This is a genomic window from Corynebacterium hylobatis (genome assembly GCF_003955685.1).
In the GTDB taxonomy this organism is placed as follows: domain Bacteria; phylum Actinomycetota; class Actinomycetes; order Mycobacteriales; family Mycobacteriaceae; genus Corynebacterium; species Corynebacterium hylobatis.
Genome location: NZ_RXHJ01000022.1, coordinates 1 through 17,425, shown reverse-complemented (window position 1 = coordinate 17,425; position 17,425 = coordinate 1). Strand labels below are relative to the sequence as shown.

The 17,425-nt window shown below is 62.9% G+C and carries 18 protein-coding genes; 12 read left to right on the top strand and 6 right to left on the bottom strand.

The features are described from left to right. Positions 1 to 71: 71 nt before the first annotated feature. Complete coding sequence (locus EAH68_RS13450) at positions 72 to 1,298, bottom strand: MFS transporter (protein WP_206436423.1); 1,227 nt, start codon at positions 1,296 to 1,298, stop codon at positions 72 to 74. 254 nt (positions 1,299 to 1,552) lie between these two features. Between EAH68_RS13450 and EAH68_RS13445 the strand changes: the two genes are divergently transcribed. The 5 genes from EAH68_RS13445 (at position 1,553) to EAH68_RS15015 (ending at position 8,406) form a co-directional block, all read left to right on the top strand. After that, complete coding sequence (locus EAH68_RS13445) at positions 1,553 to 2,362, top strand: PaaX family transcriptional regulator (protein ID WP_126121859.1); 810 nt, start codon at positions 1,553 to 1,555, stop codon at positions 2,360 to 2,362. 88 nt (positions 2,363 to 2,450) lie between these two features. Continuing rightward, entirely contained in the window at positions 2,451 to 3,980 is a 1,530-nt protein-coding gene (locus EAH68_RS13440; protein ID WP_126121858.1) for an FAD-dependent monooxygenase, read from the top strand. Positions 3,981 to 3,982: 2 nt separating this feature from the next. Next, positions 3,983 to 5,782 (top strand): CoA-binding protein, encoded by a 1,800-nt coding sequence (locus tag EAH68_RS13435; protein WP_126121857.1) that lies wholly within the window; start codon positions 3,983 to 3,985, stop codon positions 5,780 to 5,782. Between the two features lie 51 nt (positions 5,783 to 5,833). Continuing rightward, a complete protein-coding gene (locus EAH68_RS13430) occupies positions 5,834 to 7,501 on the top strand; it encodes a (2,3-dihydroxybenzoyl)adenylate synthase (protein WP_126121856.1) in 1,668 nt (555 codons plus the stop codon). 176 nt (positions 7,502 to 7,677) lie between these two features. Further along, positions 7,678 to 8,406, top strand: a complete 729-nt coding sequence (locus EAH68_RS15015; RefSeq protein ID WP_241228469.1) for a DUF1707 domain-containing protein — start codon at positions 7,678 to 7,680, stop codon at positions 8,404 to 8,406. A 3-nt stretch (positions 8,407 to 8,409) separates the two neighbouring features. Here EAH68_RS15015 and EAH68_RS13420 read toward each other — a convergent pair whose 3' ends face one another. Both EAH68_RS13420 and EAH68_RS13415 read right to left on the bottom strand, forming a co-directional pair. Continuing rightward, entirely contained in the window at positions 8,410 to 9,219 is an 810-nt protein-coding gene (locus EAH68_RS13420) for a serine hydrolase domain-containing protein (protein ID WP_126121855.1), read from the bottom strand. 6 nt (positions 9,220 to 9,225) lie between these two features. After that, positions 9,226 to 10,227, bottom strand: coding sequence for an alpha/beta fold hydrolase (locus tag EAH68_RS13415; RefSeq protein ID WP_126121854.1), 1,002 nt, complete (start codon positions 10,225 to 10,227; stop codon positions 9,226 to 9,228). Positions 10,228 to 10,464: 237 nt separating this feature from the next. On the opposite strand from EAH68_RS13415, the gene EAH68_RS13410 reads away from it, so the two are divergent. Beyond that, complete coding sequence (locus EAH68_RS13410) at positions 10,465 to 11,166, top strand: hypothetical protein (protein ID WP_126121853.1); 702 nt, start codon at positions 10,465 to 10,467, stop codon at positions 11,164 to 11,166. Between the two features lie 74 nt (positions 11,167 to 11,240). Here EAH68_RS13410 and EAH68_RS13405 read toward each other — a convergent pair whose 3' ends face one another. Then, positions 11,241 to 11,990 (bottom strand): hypothetical protein, encoded by a 750-nt coding sequence (locus tag EAH68_RS13405; RefSeq protein WP_126121852.1) that lies wholly within the window; start codon positions 11,988 to 11,990, stop codon positions 11,241 to 11,243. 119 nt (positions 11,991 to 12,109) lie between these two features. Between EAH68_RS13405 and EAH68_RS13400 the strand changes: the two genes are divergently transcribed. Beyond that, a complete protein-coding gene (locus EAH68_RS13400; protein WP_126121851.1) occupies positions 12,110 to 13,006 on the top strand; it encodes an IS5 family transposase in 897 nt (298 codons plus the stop codon). Here the strand turns inward: EAH68_RS13400 and EAH68_RS13395 are convergent. Beyond that, the gene (locus EAH68_RS13395) at positions 12,990 to 13,571 is read right to left on the bottom strand and encodes a hypothetical protein (RefSeq protein WP_126121850.1); all 582 of its coding nucleotides are present in this window, start codon (positions 13,569 to 13,571) and stop codon (positions 12,990 to 12,992) included. The two genes, EAH68_RS13400 and EAH68_RS13395, sit on opposite strands and share 17 nt — an antisense overlap. A gap of 175 nt (positions 13,572 to 13,746) precedes the next feature. Between EAH68_RS13395 and EAH68_RS13390 the strand changes: the two genes are divergently transcribed. From EAH68_RS13390 to nrdF, 4 genes are all read left to right on the top strand, one after another. Further along, positions 13,747 to 13,989 (top strand): acyl carrier protein, encoded by a 243-nt coding sequence (locus tag EAH68_RS13390; protein ID WP_126121849.1) that lies wholly within the window; start codon positions 13,747 to 13,749, stop codon positions 13,987 to 13,989. A gap of 111 nt (positions 13,990 to 14,100) precedes the next feature. Next, positions 14,101 to 14,295, top strand: a complete 195-nt coding sequence (locus EAH68_RS15145) for an antitoxin VbhA family protein (protein ID WP_126121848.1) — start codon at positions 14,101 to 14,103, stop codon at positions 14,293 to 14,295. A gap of 157 nt (positions 14,296 to 14,452) precedes the next feature. After that, positions 14,453 to 15,262: an HAD-IIA family hydrolase gene (locus tag EAH68_RS13380; protein WP_126121847.1), complete on the top strand. Its 810-nt coding sequence runs from the start codon at positions 14,453 to 14,455 to the stop codon at positions 15,260 to 15,262. A 175-nt stretch (positions 15,263 to 15,437) separates the two neighbouring features. Continuing rightward, the gene (nrdF, locus tag EAH68_RS13375) at positions 15,438 to 16,439 is read left to right on the top strand and encodes a class 1b ribonucleoside-diphosphate reductase subunit beta (RefSeq protein ID WP_241228468.1); all 1,002 of its coding nucleotides are present in this window, start codon (positions 15,438 to 15,440) and stop codon (positions 16,437 to 16,439) included. Between the two features lie 88 nt (positions 16,440 to 16,527). Here nrdF and EAH68_RS13370 read toward each other — a convergent pair whose 3' ends face one another. Continuing rightward, positions 16,528 to 16,941: a hypothetical protein gene (locus EAH68_RS13370; RefSeq protein ID WP_126121845.1), complete on the bottom strand. Its 414-nt coding sequence runs from the start codon at positions 16,939 to 16,941 to the stop codon at positions 16,528 to 16,530. A 268-nt stretch (positions 16,942 to 17,209) separates the two neighbouring features. Between EAH68_RS13370 and EAH68_RS13365 the strand changes: the two genes are divergently transcribed. Then, positions 17,210 to 17,425 (top strand): sugar phosphate nucleotidyltransferase (locus EAH68_RS13365; RefSeq protein ID WP_277600480.1); only part of this gene is annotated, 216 nt, incomplete at its 3' end.

Genomic DNA, 17,425 nt, shown 5'->3' with positions numbered 1-17,425 from the left:
AGTACTGCCCTGCCGCCGTGTTTTTCTCATGGCAGCAGGGCAGTATCTTTTCCAGGCTCAGGCAGGCGGGGTCACTTTCTGGTGCGCGGCACCAGCAGCACTGCGACGAGCCCGATGAGAGCAGCCGCGGACCAGATGGAGAAGTTGATCATGGTGGGCAGCGCCGCGGCGATGAGGACGCCGCCACCGGCAATGGCGAGGACCGCACCGAGACGACCCACGCCGAGGGTGACGCCGAGGGCGGTGGCGCGCACCGAATCGGAGAAGAAGGTGGCCACGAACCCGTTGACCAGGATCTGTGCGCCGATGGAGCCGAAGCCGACGATGGCGACGAGCACGTACATCGCCCACATGGGGAACACGCCGGTGCCCATGAGGACCAGGGCGGTGCCGGAAGCGATGAAGGAGAAGGCGGTCATGGGGCGGGGGCCGAAGCGGTCGGCGAGCTTGGAGGAGACGAGGACGCCTGCGACGGCACCGATGTTGGTGGTGAGCAGGAAGCTCAGCGAGGAGGTCATGGAGTAGTCGGCCATGATCAGCAGCTGCGGCATCCAGGTGTTCAGGCCGTAGACGAGGGTCTGGCCGGCGACGCCGGCGAGGCAGAACAGGATCGTCGCGGCGAGCAGGCGCCCACCGAGCATGGTGGCGATGGGCGACTTCTGCTTGTCGACGCCCGGATCCTCTTCGCCGGTGGTCCGCGCGGGGATCTGCAGGCCGTAGGTGTTGCTGAGGTGGTCTGCTTCCTCGGTGCGCCCGCGGGCGCGCAGGAAGGCGGGAGACTCGGGCATGAACAAGTAGATGAGCGGGAGCACGGTGACGATCGGGAGGGCGCCGATGGCCAGCATGCCGCGGAAGCCGATCAGGTCAAGCAGCAGCATCGCGAGCAGGGCGGCGAGAATGCCGCCGACGGCATAGCCGGAGAACATCGCGGCGTTGTTGAAGTTGCGGCGCTCGGGGCGGGAGAACTCGACGGTGACTGCGATGGCGGTGGGGATCACGCCGCCGAGGCCCAGGCCGGCCAGGAAGCGGAAGACGCCGAACCAGAGCGGTGAGGGGGCAAGGGAGGTCGCGAGCATCAGGATCGAGAAGGCCGCGACTGAATACAGCAGGATCTTCCGGCGTCCGACGATGTCGGTGAGGTAGCCGACGAGGATGGCACCGATGAACATTCCGGCCAGGGCGTAGCTGCCGTAGGCGCCGGTTTCGACGGGGGTCAGGCCCCAGGCTTCGTAGTTGAGCAGGGCTGGGACGATGGTGCCGTAGACGACGAGGTCGTAGCCGTCGAAGACAATGGACACGAAGCACAGGAAGATGACGAAGGCGGGTGATTTGCGGCGCAGAGCGGTGGTGCCACCAGACTGTCCGGATGGATCATGCGATGACGGTTCCGTAGGGCGCTGCCGAGTGCCTGTGGTGGTGGATGAAATATTCATTGCTCTCCCCAGTGAACGGTGCAGATACGAATCTACGATGAAGTGTTACATTACAGATAACAACACAAAGTGTCCTGAATCACAAGACTGCAGGAAAAATAAGGAAATGGAGCGATGCCATGAAAGCCCGTGAACTGGTCTTTGACCTGTACGGTGACTACGCCCGTTACCTGGGAGGGGAGATTCGCCTGGCGGTGATCACCGAACTGCTGGAGGACTTCGACATAGGCGCCCCCACTACCCGTGTCACCATGTCCAGGATGCGGAAGGAAGGGTGGTTCGAGACCGAGCGTCAGGGACGGGAGACCAGCTACCGGATGACACCCAAGCTCGTCCAGTACCTGGACGCGGGCCATGAGCGCATCTTCCGTCCCCCGATCCGGGAGTGGGTGGGCCGCTGGACGCTGGTGATGATGCAGATCCCCGAGAAGGAACGTGCTCGGCGCGACCGCCTCAAGCGGATCCTCAGCTGGGAGGGGTTCGGCCAGCTCAACTCCAGTTCCTGGATCTCGCCCAGGCAGAACACGGCGGATGTGGAGAAACTGCTCAACGTGGAGGGTGACGGCCAGATCGACGTGGTCATCATGGAGACCGGCTCGCTGGAGAAAGACCGCGTGCTGGTGGCGCGCTGCTGGGACCTGAGCAGCCTGGATGCCTGGTATGCGGACTTCCTCGACCGGTGGGAGAATTACCGGCTGCGTGATATTTCGGAGCTGGAGCCGCGCCAGGCGCTGCGCGACCGCATCGAGATCATCACCACCTACCGCCAGGTGCTCTTCCTCGACCCTTTCCTGCCCCGCATTTTGCAGCCGGAAGGGTGGCTGGGCGGGCGGGCGTTCCAGACCTTTGTGGCGGTGCATGACATGCTCGCAGCCTTGTCGATGTCCTACGCGGCGGACATGATCACTCCGACACGCCTAGATATGTAACAAAACTTGCGCGATACACGAAAAGTAGTTACCCTCCGTTCCTGAGAGGTAGAACACACTTATAAACCCGAAAGAGGAGGACCACACCATGGGACTGCGTGTAGCGATCATCGGAGGGGGCCCGGGAGGCCTGTTCGCCGGACAGCTGATCAAGCAGAAGCTGCCGGACTCGCACGTCGAGATCTTCGAACGCAACCGAGAGGAGGACGTCTTCGGTTTCGGTGTCGTCTTCTCCGACGCCACCCTCCGCTACATCAACGAGGCTGACCCGGTCCTGCAGGACGCCCTGGCGGCTTACGGCGCTCACTGGGACACCATCGATGTCCTGGCCAAGGGTGAGAAGCACTCCTTCACCGGCAACGGCATGTCCGCAATCCACCGTCGGGAGCTGCTGAGCCTCATGCGTGAGCGGGCCCGCGCCGCCGGCGCGATCCTGCACTTCGAGTCCGACCGCACCGTTGCTGATCTGGCCGACTACGACGTCATCGTCGCGGCCGACGGCACGAACTCCAAGGCCCGTGAGTACGTCGGTGAGGAGGCCCTCGGCCACACCCTCGAGGTCGCCAGCGCCAAGTTCATCTGGTTCGGCACCACCCACATCTTCGACGGACTGACCTTCCTTCACCGCCAGAACGAGCACGGCAACTTCGCGGTCCACGCTTACCCGATCAGCGATAAGATCTCCACCTTCATCGTGGAGGCCGACGAGCAGACCTGGCGCAACGCGGGCCTGGACGAGTTCGACGTCACCCAGCCGCCGGGAGTCTCCGACATGAAGTCGAAGGAGTACCTGGAGGAGCTCTTCGCCGAGGAGATCCAGAGCAAGGAGATCGTGGTCAACAACTCCCGCTGGTCCAACTTCCGCGGCCGTTCCACCCGCACCTGGTACAAGGACAACGTCGTCTTCCTGGGCGACGCGATCCACACCGCCCACTTCTCCGTCGGTTCCGGCACGAAGATGGCCATGGAGGACTCCATCGCCCTGGCCGAGGCCCTGGCGGAATCCCCGGACGACATCCAGGCGGCCTTCGCCCGTTATGAGAAGCTTGCGCAGCCCCGCGTGAACAAGGTGCAGACCCAGGCGCGGCCCTCGCTGTCCTGGTGGGAGTATTTCGGCCGCTACCACAACGCTTTTGATCCGCTGAAGTTCACCTTCCACTTCTTCACCCGTTCCATCACCCTGGAGAAGATCCGCAAGCGCGACCCAGAGTTCGCCGAGGCCGCAGAGAACGCCTGGCAGAGCCGCTACGGCACGGAGCCGCTACGGACTCCCCTGGCGCTGAACGGTACTGACTTCGCCGGCCGCCTGCTCTCCTTCGACGGGTTCACCCTCAGCGCTGACGGCACCGTCCTCGACATCGCCGCAGCAGGTGGCAAAGTCATCGAGGCCCCGGCCCGGGACACCGAGGTCGCTGACCTGGTGGGCAAGATCGAGAACGCCTCCTTCATCGTCGTCCAGGGCGGCGACAGCCTGACCCGCCGTCTGGTCTCGGAAGAATTCCGCCTCGTCCGCGACATCCCCACCGTCATCGTCGACGACACCGATGATGCCTACGCCGAAGACCACGCCCGCACTGAAATCCTGTCCGGCCGCACGGACGCCATCGCAAGGAAGTAGACATGACCAACACCACCCAGTCCGTGACCGAGAACCTCAGGCCGCTGTTCCAGCCGCGCGGCATCGTCGTGATCGGCGCCTCCGAGAACCCCGATAAGCTCGGCAGCATCATGATCAAGTCTCTGGCAGACTTCCCCGGCCCAGTCGTCGGCATCAACCCCCGCGGCGGCGAGGGTCTCTACACCTCCGTCGCTGAGGCCGTCGCTGCCGAAGGCCCGATGGATCTGGCCATCTCCTGCATCCCGGCCGCTCCCACCGCCGCTGCCCTCCGCGAGGCATCCGAGGCCGGCGTCGGTGCAGCACTGGTCTGCTCCGGTGGTTTCAGCGAGGCCGGCGGCCCGGGCGACGGCTTCGAGGAAGAGCTCCTCCAGGTTCTCGAGGACACCGGTCTCCGCCTGCTCGGCCCGAACACCTCCGGATTCTTCCTGCCGGGCGAGGATCTCCTGGCCTGCTTCGTCCCCACCGTGAAGGATCTGAAGACGGGCAACATCTCCGTCGTCTCCTCCAGCGGCGGCGTCAACCTGGCCACCTGCTACAACCTGCACCGTTCCGGCCGTGGCATCCGCCTGGGCCTGGGCATCGGCGGCGCCATCAACCTCACCGCCACCGAGGTGGTGGAGTACCTCACCGAGGATGAGCAGACCGAGGTCATCGCGCTGCACATCGAGAAGGTCGAGGACGGCCCCCGCCTGATCAACGCCATCCGCGAGGCCACCACCCGCAAGCCCGTCGTCGCGCTGGTCATCGGGCGCACCGACATCAAGGAGTTCGCGCGCCGCCACACCGGTTCCCTGGACACCTCCTGGCAGCTCACCCGCTCCATCCTGGAGCAGGCCGGTGCCGTGGTCGTCGACACGGAGCAGGAGCTTGCCGACGCCGCCATAGCCCTCTCCGCACGCCGCATCGCCCCCAAGGCAGAGCCGAAGATCGCCTTCGTCACCGGCCAGGCCGGCCCGGGCATGATCATCGCCGACCGCCTCCAGACCGATGGGATTGCGCTGCCGGAGCTGGCACAGGGCCCCTTCGAGAAGATCAGCTCGATGCTGCCCCCGATGACCCACATGAAGAACCCGGTGGACACCGGCCGCCCGGCCCCGGGCCTGCGCGAGGTCATCGCCGCTGTCGGCGAGGACGATAACATCGACGCCATCGGCGCCTTCGCCATCGTCGAGGAGACCCTCAACCTGACCACTGAGTTCATCGAGTCCGGGGTACAGGACGTACCCGTCCTCGCCGCCGTCGACGGCACCGTGGACATCGTGGGTGCCGCCGCTGCCAAGGCCGTGGAGCAGAATGTTCCGCTGGTGCTGGGGCCGACCGCTCTGGCAGTGGGCCTGCGCGCCCTGGCTGCGGACGCCCGGGCGCAGTTCCTCAAGAACCGCCCCGCCGTCACTGCGGCCGCGCTCACCGGAATCGAGGACACCACAGCCCTGGGTCTGAGCGTGGATGAGAACGCCACCGGAATCCGCCTGCTTGCACAGGCCCGCCGGGATAATATCTTCGGTGTGACCGTGGCACTCGGCTTCGGTGGTGAGGGTCTCGGTGACGAGTCCGTCCGCGTGGCCCCCATCGTCGAGGGCCTGGCGGCTGAGATGCTCGACGAGCTCCGCGGCGCGGCACTGCTGCGCGGGGAGAACGGACGGGTGGATACGGTGGGCGTCGATAAGCTGCTGGCCGCCCTGGCCGCCGCACTGGAGACTGACCAGCAGGCAGAGACCATCTCCGTGGACCTGGTGGCCACGTCGAACGGCGACCTCCAGGTGACGGGTCTGCGCCAGCCGACCCTGCAGCCTGTGGGGTAGACAAGACAGAGCAACGAACGCGGGTGAGCCGCGGGAAGGTGGGAGACACAGATGACTGAGACACCGATGCCGGGCATGGTTCCGTGGCCGGAGGAACTGGTCGAGTTCTACCGCTCGGAAGGACTGTGGCAGGACCGCAACCTGTTCCAGTACATCGAGGACACCGCCCGCAGCTCACCCTCGAAAACCGCCCTGGTGGACACCGGGGACGGCTCCCGCCTGAGCTACCGAGAGGTCATCGACCGCGCCAACGCCGCAGCCTGGCGGATGCGCGAACTCGGCTTCCGGGAGCAGGACCGGGTGGTCATCGTCCTGCCCAACTCCTGGCAGCTGGTGGTCCTGCTGCTGGCCTGCTTCCGCACCGGGGTCATTCCCGTCATGGCGCTGGCCGGCCACCGCCGCTACGAACTCACCCATATCAGCGCACGATCCCAGGCCCGCGCCCTGTTCACCATGGACACCTGGCGCGACTTCGACTTCCGCCCCCTGACGCAGGAACTCGAGAACGAGGTCGACACCCTCGAGTGGAGCTTCATCGCCCGCGACCACGGCCCCCACGCCCGCTCACTGGACGACCTGCTCGCTCCCCTGGACCTGAGCCCCGCACAGACCGCGGAACTGGATGCGATCAGCATCGATCCGCTCCTGCCCGCACTCTTCCAGCTCTCCGGCGGCACCACCGGACTGCCGAAACTGATCACCCGCACCCACAACGACTACGCCTACAACATCGAGGTGTGCTCCGAGGTGGCCGGGCTGACCGAGGATGATGTCCAGCTCGCCGCCCTGCCGCTGACCCATAACTTCGGCCTGGCCTGCCCCGGTGTCCTCGGAGCGCTCACCGTCGGCGCCACCTCCGTGCTTGCACCCTCGCCGAACCCGGTGAAGGTCTTCGAGGCCATGGAACAGGAACAGGTGACCACCGCCGTGGTGGTCCCCGCCGTGGCCCAGCGGTGGATCGCCCACGAAGCGGAACACCGCACCGGCAAGACCGTCTCCCTGAGGGTGCTGCAGGTCGGCGGTTCCCGCATGCCGGACGAGCTCGCCCCGCGGGTGCAGGCCGTGCTCGGCGCCACCCTGCAGCAGGTCTACGGCATGGCGGAGGGCCTGATCAACATGACCCGGCTCGATGACCCGGAAGAGGTCATCACCACCACGCAGGGCCGACCGGTCAGCCCCCATGACGAGGTACGCATCGTCGATCCCGAGGGCAACGACCTGCCCGACGGCGAACGCGGTCTGCTGCTCACCCGCGGACCCTACACCCCGCGCGGTTACTTCAATGCCCCGGAGGCCAACGAGAAATCCTTCCTGGACGGCTGGTACTGCCCCGGTGACGTGGTGGTCCGCCGCCCCGACGGTAACCTCGTGGTCCAGGGGCGCGACAAGGACATCATCAACCGCGGTGGGGAGAAGATCTCCGCCGAGGAGGTCGAATCCCTCCTCTACCAGATCGATGGCGTTGAACAGCTCGCCGTAGTGGCCATGCCCGATGAGGTCTACGGCGAGAAGGTCTGCCTGTACGCCGTGATCCGGGATGGACACACGCTGACGCTAGAGCAGGCGTGTGAGCACCTGCGGGAGGTCGGCATAGCCGCGCACAACCTGCCCGAGCGCATCGAGATCGTCGACCGGTTGCCCATGACCAAGATCCGGAAGATCGACAAGAAGGTGCTCCGTGAGGACATCGCCGCGAAACTGGCTGCTGAAGAGCAGTAAACAGCCAGCTCCCCCGCCCGAGATCTCTGCGGGCGGGTTTCTTCTTGCTTCTCGACGCCCCCGATGGTGTCGGCGCGGGCACACAGAAGGGTGGTGTCCGTTCTCCTGATTGCCCTCCCGTGCTGCGTTACCGACATGATCGGCTCCCCGGTATCGTGGGCAGGGTGAACTCCAGCATGAACCGCCCCGTACCCCCGCGCGATGAGGACCGCGAACAGCTTCACGCCGACCTGACCCGCCTGGTCGGGGCCGGCCGTCTCCAGTTCGAGGAGTTCGACCGGCTGACGGAAGTGGTGTGGTCCACCCACGACAAGTCCGTCCTGGACCGCATCCGGGTGCAGTACCTGACGTACCATCCGCCGCAGGCCCAGCAGCCGCAGCAGTTCCAGACCCCTGCCCCGCAGCAGCCTCCGCAGCCGCCACAGCCCCACCAGAACCTGCCGCAGCACTACCCCGGCCAGGTCCCGGGACTGACGCCGCAGCCGATGCCGATGGCCCAGCCCGATGCGGAATACCGTCCCATCCCGGCGCACACCCAGCCAGTGGTCTCCACGATGGGTGAGGTCAAGCGCACGGGTGTGTGGACGGTGCCGGCGTACTCGACCTTCAAGCTCAACGGCGCGACGCTCAAGCTGGATCTGCGTCAGGCCCAGGCCGAGGCCCCGGTATGCACCTTCGACATCCAGGCGACCATCGCCACCATCGAGATCATCGTGCCACCGGGGGTCTACGTGGAGAACCGTCTCAGTGACAGCTGGTCGAGCATGACCATCGACACCAGCCAGCCCCACCCCAACGCACCGCGTGTGGTGCTCACCGGCTCAATCCGGGGCAGCAGCCTGAAGGTGATCACCAAACCGGTGCCGGGTTCGAACAGTGTGTGGAACAAGTTGTTCGGGGGCTGATGTCTACCCCTCCAGCTCCTCCCAGATCGCCGCATTCGTCTCCGCCCACAGCGGTTTGGCCCAGTCGCCGAAGGGGCGGTCGGTGAGCGCGACCATCGCGCGGCCGGTGCCTGGCGCGACCCAGATGTAGGTACCGGACTGTCCGAAGTGGCCGAAGGTGTCCGCGGGCATGTTGGGGCCGGTCCAGTGCGGATCCTTGTCGCCCTTGATCTCAAAGCCGAGGCCCCAGGGGCAGGGTTTCATCATGCCGTAGCCGGGGACGATGCCGGACAGATCGGGGAACTGGACGGTGGTGGCCTCGGCCATGGTGGAGGGGTGGAGGAGGGTGGGGTTGAGCAGCTCGAGGAGGAAGGTGATCAGGTCGTGGGCGGTGCCCTGGGCCTCCCAGCCGGCCTCGCCGAGCAGACGGGTCCACTGCATGTTCAGCGGCTCCATCACGCCCTGGCGGAGGTACTCGGCGAAGTCCATCTCGGCGGCTTCGGAGACGGCGTCGGCAAGAATCTGGAAACCGTAGTTGGAGTAGATCCGCCGCTCCCCCGGCCCGCGCACCCGGTCGGTCTCCTTGAAGCCGACGCCGGAGGCGTGCGCCAGCAGATGACGCACGGTGGAGCCGTCCGGGCCGAGCGGGGTGTCGAACTCAAAGACGCCCTCCTCCATCGCCATGAGAAAGCCGTAGGCGCTCAGGGGTTTGGTCACGCTCATCAGGTGGAAGACCTTGCCCAGGTCACCCACGCGGTGGATGTCGTCGCCGTCGATGACCGCCGCAGCAAAATTATCGACGGGCCATTCCTTCACCAGATCAAGAGCCTTCACAAGACTTCACCCTACCCGGAGAATCAGCCGGTCGATCGCGGCATTGAGGATGTCCGGCGCCTCCAGCGGGATCATGTGGCCGGCCTCGCGGGCGATCTGCAGCCAGGCATCCGGCCAGACCTCGATGATCTTCTCCGCCTGACTCAGCGGGGTGACGTGGTCCTTGTCGCCGACGATGACGTACCCCGGGATACCCTCAAGGTGCGGGCCGGCGGCGAGCTCATCATGGACCTGAAGGTCATCGAAGTAACCGACAAAGGTCTCCAGGGGTGTCTCGTGGATCATCGCGGCGTGGAACTGAACCAGCTCGTAGTCGGTGGGCCGGTGGAAGATCGCGACGGCCAACGCCGGGGCAAGGATGCCGGCGGCCTGTTCGCGGAACTTCGTGACCTCATCCGGCGCGGATTCCACGGCGTTGTAGACCTGGTCCGCCACCGGCGAGGCCAGCAGCTGCGGCAGGCCCTGATCGGCGAAGGCCTCGATGGAGGTGCCCACGACCACCAGCCCGGCGATGCAGGCGCGCAGCTCATCCGGGCAGCGGCGCACGAGGTTCATCGCCATCAGCCCACCGAGGGAATGGCCGACGATGATCAGCTTCCCCGTGACGTTGCGGGCGGTGAGCACAGCCAGAGCATCATCGGTGGCGCCGTCAATGGTGCAGAGGTCAGGGTGGACTGGGCCGGTCTGGCCGTGGCCGCGGATATCCAGAAGCAGCAGCCGCACCCCGGGTGAGGTGGCGCGCAGATGCTCGACCTGGCGGTAGTAGGACTCCGCCGGGATGGTGAAACCGTGGAGGAAGAGCACCGTGATCTCCGCGTTCTCCGGGCCGTACTCGTACCAGTGGACGGGGATACCGTCACTGTCGACGGTCCCGGAACGCTCGATGTTCTTCAGGCCGGGTTCACGGGTGGCGGAATAGCTGGCGCCGAGCTCAAGAGCTAATCGACGCCGCCCGCTCCGCGTCAGCCGCAACGCCGAACGACGCAGGGGTGCAAGGGCGGTCAACATGGTTGGGAACGTTACCGGTTGCTACTAGCGGATGATGGAATGGCCGACAAACGGTGCTAAATTCCGGGCGCGCAAGAAAGCATCTCAGGCAGTATTTCGTTGATGAGGCTTAACATGGTACTTTTCGGCTTCTCCATAATCTCTTGCTGATGAAAACTCTCCTTGCCAGCCTTGATAGAGTTCTTCGTCGATCAACAGGTTAGATCGACGGTCTTCGCATGGAGGAGAAAAGATTTCATGAATTATAATGACCAGTATTCCATCCCTTTTTCCACCCCTAATCCTTTATCAGCTGAAAAGAATTCTGGCTGGTCCGGCAAGAAAAAAGCAGGAATAGCAGTTGGCAGCATCGCCGCCTTGGCAGTGACATTCTTTACAGGAACTGAAGTGGGATACAATAATGCCAAACAAGACGTCCTCGAAGCTGCCAGTGACACCCCTGACAGCGCACCGTCAGATGCAGATGCCCAGCGTCCATCACGGAGCGACTTCCCCCAGGACTCCAATGCGAATCATCCTGTGATACTCAGTGCCGGTGATTCTGCAGAAGCGCCTTGTTCGACTTTTTCTCCCACCGATGAAATGTGCATGACGATCACCTTGACTGGGGTAACTCCTGATGCCGTCTGCCCAAACCCTTATGCAGACGCCGGCCGTTATGTCGCTTTAGACTTTGACGCATCCATGCGCTCAGATATAGGGTCGGATTTCTTCTCACCCTTCAGCGCAGGCCAGTGGTCGGCGATTACTGCTGACGACCGAAAAACTAACGTTCATGCGTATTCTGCATGCGAGGATAAATGGAGCTATGCGGATCTTTCTGCAAAATTCCCTGGCTACTCAGCCTCAGGAACCGCATGGATCCACGTTCCCGATAACACCGTAGAGCTTCACCTTGCGATTGCCAGCGCCCCTCTCTTCACTGTTTCTGTGGAATAACTCGACAGCTCCTCCCTCCGCCGTCGCCCCAGCAAAGGACAGCAATTGATGAGCTGCTGTGCAGGTACGCCTACCTACGCAATGGCTGCAGGGAAAACTACCAGCGAGCCATCGGCGCTTCTCTCCATATCAATAGCCACGTCAGTCCGAGAGGAGCTCAACCTTAAGCCGTCCCCCAATGCCTGCAGGCGGTATACCATTTTGAGCAAGTGATCGACCTCTACCTGCGTAAACATCAAATTCCGTAACCCACGACGACGTTTTAGCTCAAGGGTGGAAAGTCGTAGCAAGAACGAATTGATCCCTTGTTCCAGTTCACTGACGCGATGGTCATCAGCATTCAGTTCAGCGACGAAGTTCTCGAACGGGTTCTCCGCGCCCTCATCTTGTGCATGTTCAACCGCCTGGAGCACGATCACTCGACGCTTGAGTGCAATAGCTAGTCGTGCAATTTCGAGGTGTGCCTGGAGAACTCCGCCCTCGTCTTCAATACCGGGGAAGGCCTCAGTCAAAGTCTTGACATCAACTGGCCCATCGGGCAGCGAGGCAAGCGCCTCCTGCCATTTTTCGAGTCGCCGTTGCCCACGCTGGATAGCCTTGCTGATGGCAAAAGATGCGGAATCGAGACCAAGCGACAAACCAACTCTGCCTTTATCAAGAAGAATAGATGTCGCCTTGTCGATCGCATCACGACAACCATCTAATTCGCTTCGTTCTAGCTCGAGTTTATCCTCATGCAACTGTTTCAGAAGATCAGCAATTCGGCCGATAGCTTCCTGCCGCTCACGTTCCGCATGAGCACTGACGCCTACAGCTACAGCCATTAATACTAGGCAGTGTTACGAAAATCGTTGGTCCAGGCCGTAGGGCGGTAACGCAAAAGCAAGGAACTTCCGTGTAAAGAGGAAAGTACCAACAACCCTCGTCTACACGGAAGTTCCAGATTTCTACTTTAGCCGTTCGCGCCGCCGAAACCCGCCACGACCTCACCGACGCCCAGTGGGAACTACTACAACCCCTGCTACCAGCACGTTCACATCTGGGCAGACCACGTAAGTACCCGCTCCGGGACCTGATCAACGGCGTCCGCCACCGTGTTCGCGCCGGCGGACCGTGGCGGGATGTTCCCTCTCGTTATGCCCCCTGGTGGCGGGTCTACGCCCTGTTCCGTGCCTGGCAGATCTCCGGGATCTGGGAGGAGATCGAGTCCCACCTTCAAGCGATGGCTGATGAGCGCGGCATGGTCGGCTGGGACATCTCCGTTGACTCGACCACCATCCGCGCCCATGTCCATGCTGCTGGGGCACGCCGCGACGCACACGAGAAGGTCGCCGGTGAACCTGCTGACCACGGGTTGGGCAGGTCGCGTGGTGGGTGGGCGACGAAGATCCACCTCGGATGCGACCAACACCTGCAGTCCCTGTCCTTCGTGGTGACCCCGGGGCAGGCCGGTGATGCCCCGCAGTTGATCACGGTGCTGGAAGGCATCCGGGTCATCCGTGGTGGACGGGGCAGGCCCAGGACCAGGCCCGATCGGGTGCTGGCGGACAAGGCATATTCCTCCCGGGCGATTCGTGAGCATCTGCGGCGGCGCCGGATCGCAGCGACGATCCCGATGAAGGCGGACCAGGACCGCCACCGCAGGTCACGAGGGAGCAAGGGTGGGCGTCCACCGGTGTTTGATGCCGATGCCTATAAGGGACGCAATGTGGTGGAGCGGTGTTTTGGTGCGTTGAAGCACAAACGTGGGATAGCGACCCGGTACGACAAGCTTGCTGTTCGTTTTCAGGCCGCCATCCGTGTCGCGAACATTGATCGGTGGCTCAAACGACTTTCGTAACACTGCCTAGCGGCGCGGCCACAGTCAGAGCACCAGCGGTAGCTGTAGCAACGCCGGCGGTAGCTGCGGAGCCAGTTGCCGCCCCCAAAACAGTGGCTTTACCAGCGACGGGCACAAATGTTGCTTGGGCAACAATTCCCGTGGAATCACGCAGTGTTCCGTGAAAGCCTCCTGCGACCGCTTTCGACTTCATAGAAGTGACTAAGCCCTTGCTGACCTGTTCCGCCACTTTAGCGGGAACTACCATGCGGTAAAGCATCTCGCCGGAAGCACCCACGTTGAGGTTCTGCGGAGCAGTTTTGGTTGTTTGGGAAATGAGTTGGGACAACTGCTGTGCCAACGGGCTAGCTGCATGAAGCACAATTCCACTTGTCCGATCACGCTTGGCAGAGACCGGATGGGCCTCCAGCGTGGTGATGGGAGAGTCTGCAAGTGTTGCCAGTACTGTCCGCAACTCCGCAAGCCGGGACGAATTCATTTCTCCGCTGCTCAGAACGTCGGGGAGTTTCACCAAATCCGTAGCAAGTACCCAGACCGGCACCAGGGCCTTGTCACCAAAGGTCATACATAGTCCCTTCACTCAACTGATATCATCGGTAGACGGTAGCAGCTCCCTCTCTTGGTTGGCGACGACGAATACTTCTCTTAGCTCTTAGTTCGCGTCGGATGCTCTTTTCTCGTCTGGTCAGAAGCTAGAGCGCAATAAAACCCCCCATCCCTCATCCCCTACAATCAACCCCATGACCTCTCCTGAACTGGCCCGCATCATCGAGGAGGCCTCCGGCCTGGAGGCCGAGGCCCTGACCCCGGAAGCAAAACTGAGCGAGCTGGGGATCACCTCCCTGGCGATGATCGAGATCGCCGTGCGCGTCGAGGATGCTCTCGGCGTCCGGATCGATGATGACGTCGTCTACAACCTCAAGACCGTGGGTGATCTGTCGGAGTATGTCCGTACCCACTCCGACGCACCAGAGTCAGACTAAAAACCCTGCTCTGGAGCTTTCTACCAAATTCGATGCCTGGCTCAGAAGCTGGGGTTGTCACTACCAAGCTCCGTAGACTAAGAGGACCGTACTCAGGTGAAAGGGTAGAGCGTGGCTACTTCGAGGACACCTGCAACGTCCAGGAGCGAGCGTGAATGGCACGTGGCCCAGGCGATTCACAATGGTGAAATGGAAGGTCTCCACGTAACCCCAGCGGGGCGCAAGGATGCGGAGCAATACATCGATGGCCAGATCAGTTCTGATGAGCTGGTGGCTCGCGCCCGCGCGCGTTTTGGTCTTGTCTGAGACGAGCGCCCCGCACTTCATCCTTCAGCCAAACTCCACGACCCCTCCACAGGTATGCCCCCTGCTGGCGCAGCCCCACCGCTGTACTTCGCCACAGTGTTCCGTTGACTCCCACTCCACCGCGCCAAATCCGAAATAAGAGAGGATACTGGCAGGTATGACCGCCAGCATCAGCTATCTGACCGACATGGACGGCGTCCTCATCCGTGAGGGTGACATGATTCCCGGCGCGGACCGTTTCCTCCAGGCCCTGCGGGACAATGACATCGAGTTCATGGTGCTCACCAACAACTCGATCCACACGCCGCGGGACCTCTCGGCACGTCTGTCCCACACCGGGTTGCAGATCCCGCCGGAGCGGTTGTGGACCTCGGCCACCGCGACGGCCCACTTCCTGTCGAATCAGCGCAAGGAGGGCACCGCCTTTGTCGTCGGCGAGTCGGGGCTGACCACCGCTCTGCACGCGAAGGGGTGGATCCTCACCGACTCAGACCCGGAGTTCGTGGTCCTGGGTGAGACGCGCACCTACTCCTTCGAGGCGATCACCACTGCCATCAACCTCATCCTGGGTGGTGCTCGCTTCATCTGCACCAACCCGGACGTCACCGGCCCGGCGCCGCACGGGGTGCTGCCGGCAACGGGCTCCGTCGCAGCACTGATCACAGCCGCGACGGGGATGGCGCCCTATTACATCGGCAAGCCGAACCCGGTGATGATGCGTTCAGCACTGAACACCATCGGCGCGCATTCGGAGCGGGCGGTGATGATCGGCGACCGCATGGACACCGACGTCAAGTCCGGCCTGGAGGCCGGCATGCGCACCATCCTGGTCCGCTCGGGCATCTCCAATGACGCAGAGATAAACAGGTACCCCTTCCGTCCCACCCGTGTCATCGACGACATCAGCCAGCTCGCGGATCATGTCCTCGACCCATTCCAGGACGGCTACTACACCGACCACGAGTGAACTGCACGTCTGTCTTTAGTCAGACAGATTCACTACGATGACGCCAAGAGGGTCTCCCCCGCCCCAGCCATCCAGACCTAAAACCCAGGGGGATTTTCCCGTGGTGCAACAGGCAACACACCCGAGCCACGCAAACGGCACGGACAGATCCAGGTTCGAGTCCTGGCGGGAGAGCGTGACCACTTCAACCCAGACCATCAGCACGCCGGTGCACTATAAGCCGGGCCATATCCTCGACTCCATCAACTGGGATCACATCCCCGACCAGGTTGACCTGGACATCTGGAACCGTCTGACCAGCAACTTCTGGCTGCCGGAGAAGATCCCGGTGTCCAACGATGTCTCGGCCTGGCGTCACATGACCAAGGATGAGCAGCTGGCCACCATGCGTGTGTTCACGGGCCTGACGTTCCTGGACACGATGCAGGGCACTGTCGGCGCGGTGAGCATCCTGCCGGATTCGGCGACCCCGCATGAGGAGGCCGTGTACACCAACATCTCCTTCATGGAGTCGGTGCACGCGAAGAGCTACTCCAACATCTTCATGACTCTAGCCGCCACCCCGGAGATCGACGCCGCCTTCCGCTGGTCCCGGGAGAATGAGAACCTGCAGTACAAGGGTCGCACGATCATCGAGCAGTACCAGACGGGTACCCCGCAGCGGAAGAAGATCGCCTCCGTGATGCTGGAGTCTTTCCTGTTCTACTCGGGTTTCTACCTGCCGCTGCGGTTCTCCTCGATGGGCAAGCTGACCAACACCGCGGACATCATCCGGCTGATCATCCGTGATGAGGCCGTCCACGGCTACTACATCGGCTACAAGTTCCAGCAGGCCGCCAAGCACCTGAGCCAGGAGGAGCAGGAGGCAGACAAGGACTTCGCGCTGGAGATGCTCATGGATCTCTATGACAACGAGTCCCACTACACGCAGGACATCTACGACTCAATCGGCTGGACCGAGGACGTCAAGGCTTTCCTGCGCTACAACGCGAACAAGGCGATGAACAACCTGGGCTTCGAGGGGATCTTCCCCGCGGACACCTGCAAGTTCAACGCCGGCGTGATGACTTCGCTGGATCCCTCCGCCAACGAGAACCACGATTTCTTCTCGGGCTCGGGTTCCTCCTACGTCATCGGCACCGCTGAGGAGACCACGGACGACGACTGGGATTTCTAATCCCCCGCTTATCGACGCCGCCGCTGCCCCAGGTAGCCGGCGGCGTTTCTCTTTGCCCGCGCCCCGGGCATCCCCCGTGGGGCGGTGCTCAGTCCCCCACCGTCAGTTCTGCGTGGAAGCCGTGGTTGCGGGCGAGGTTGTCGATGATGGTGCGCAGGCGGCACAGCTCGTCTTCGGTGCCGGTGATGGTCTGGCGGCAGGCGATGCGGGGGCCATCCTCGGCCTCGACGCAGCGGTGCCAGGCGGTGAACCACTCGGCGGTGAGCGGGTCGGAGTCGTAGGCGCAGAGCTCGGATTCGCTGGGGATGCACAGCACCATGGCGGTCTCGATACGCGGGCGCAGGGCGCTCGGCATGCCCGTGATGTTCAGGACCGCAGTGCGGGTGATCTCGCAGGTCAACGGCGCGTATGCGGGTACGTCGGAGTTCTCCCACGGATAATCAGGCGCCGAGGAATCGGCGGCGCCCAACCAGCGTGCGAGCGTAGGTGCAAGGGTTGTCATGTCGAAAATCCTTCGGCAGAACCACCACCGCTCCTGGATCAATTCAGTTGAACAAGGAGCGGTGTAAGACGAGGTTCGTCTTCCCCAACGGCCTCGTAATACACCGAGACCCATGGTCCACCCCTCCCGCCCCACCGGCAACTCTAAACCTCCACTTCAACCCCCGTTTATTCAAGTTGAAGTTGAGGGTTGACCTACAACGCTGACGGAGCGGGCCGCCTCCGCAATGACCGACATAAGCTTTCCGCGTCAATTGAGATTTACTTTTATGAACCTATCAAACTCTACTTATTCCCGCCCTGTGAAAACCGTGATTGTGCCTGCCGCCGGCATGGGCACCCGTTTCCTGCCCGTCACCAAGACCGTGCCGAAAGAGCTGCTCCCGGTCGTGGACACCCCCGGCATCGAGCTGATCGCCGAGGAGGCCAACGCCCTGGGTGCCACCCGCCTGGCGGTGATCGTGGCCCCCAATAAGCAGGAGGTC

What these genes read in the sequence shown, in the direction of transcription:
- EAH68_RS13445 (WP_126121859.1), top strand. Translation starts at nt 1,553, where the DNA reads ATGAAAGCCCGTGAACTGGTCTTTGACCTGTACGGTGACTACGCCCGT.
- EAH68_RS13440 (WP_126121858.1), top strand. Translation starts at nt 2,451, where the DNA reads ATGGGACTGCGTGTAGCGATCATCGGAGGGGGCCCGGGAGGCCTGTTC.
- EAH68_RS13435 (WP_126121857.1), top strand. Translation starts at nt 3,983, where the DNA reads ATGACCAACACCACCCAGTCCGTGACCGAGAACCTCAGGCCGCTGTTC.
- EAH68_RS13430 (WP_126121856.1), top strand. Translation starts at nt 5,834, where the DNA reads ATGACTGAGACACCGATGCCGGGCATGGTTCCGTGGCCGGAGGAACTG.
- EAH68_RS15015 (WP_241228469.1), top strand. Translation starts at nt 7,678, where the DNA reads ATGAACCGCCCCGTACCCCCGCGCGATGAGGACCGCGAACAGCTTCAC.
- EAH68_RS13415 (WP_126121854.1), bottom strand. Translation starts at nt 10,227, where the DNA reads ATGTTGACCGCCCTTGCACCCCTGCGTCGTTCGGCGTTGCGGCTGACG.
- EAH68_RS13410 (WP_126121853.1), top strand. Translation starts at nt 10,465, where the DNA reads ATGAATTATAATGACCAGTATTCCATCCCTTTTTCCACCCCTAATCCT.
- EAH68_RS13405 (WP_126121852.1), bottom strand. Translation starts at nt 11,990, where the DNA reads ATGGCTGTAGCTGTAGGCGTCAGTGCTCATGCGGAACGTGAGCGGCAG.
- EAH68_RS13395 (WP_126121850.1), bottom strand. Translation starts at nt 13,571, where the DNA reads ATGACCTTTGGTGACAAGGCCCTGGTGCCGGTCTGGGTACTTGCTACG.
- EAH68_RS13390 (WP_126121849.1), top strand. Translation starts at nt 13,747, where the DNA reads ATGACCTCTCCTGAACTGGCCCGCATCATCGAGGAGGCCTCCGGCCTG.
- EAH68_RS13380 (WP_126121847.1), top strand. Translation starts at nt 14,453, where the DNA reads ATGACCGCCAGCATCAGCTATCTGACCGACATGGACGGCGTCCTCATC.
- EAH68_RS13370 (WP_126121845.1), bottom strand. Translation starts at nt 16,941, where the DNA reads ATGACAACCCTTGCACCTACGCTCGCACGCTGGTTGGGCGCCGCCGAT.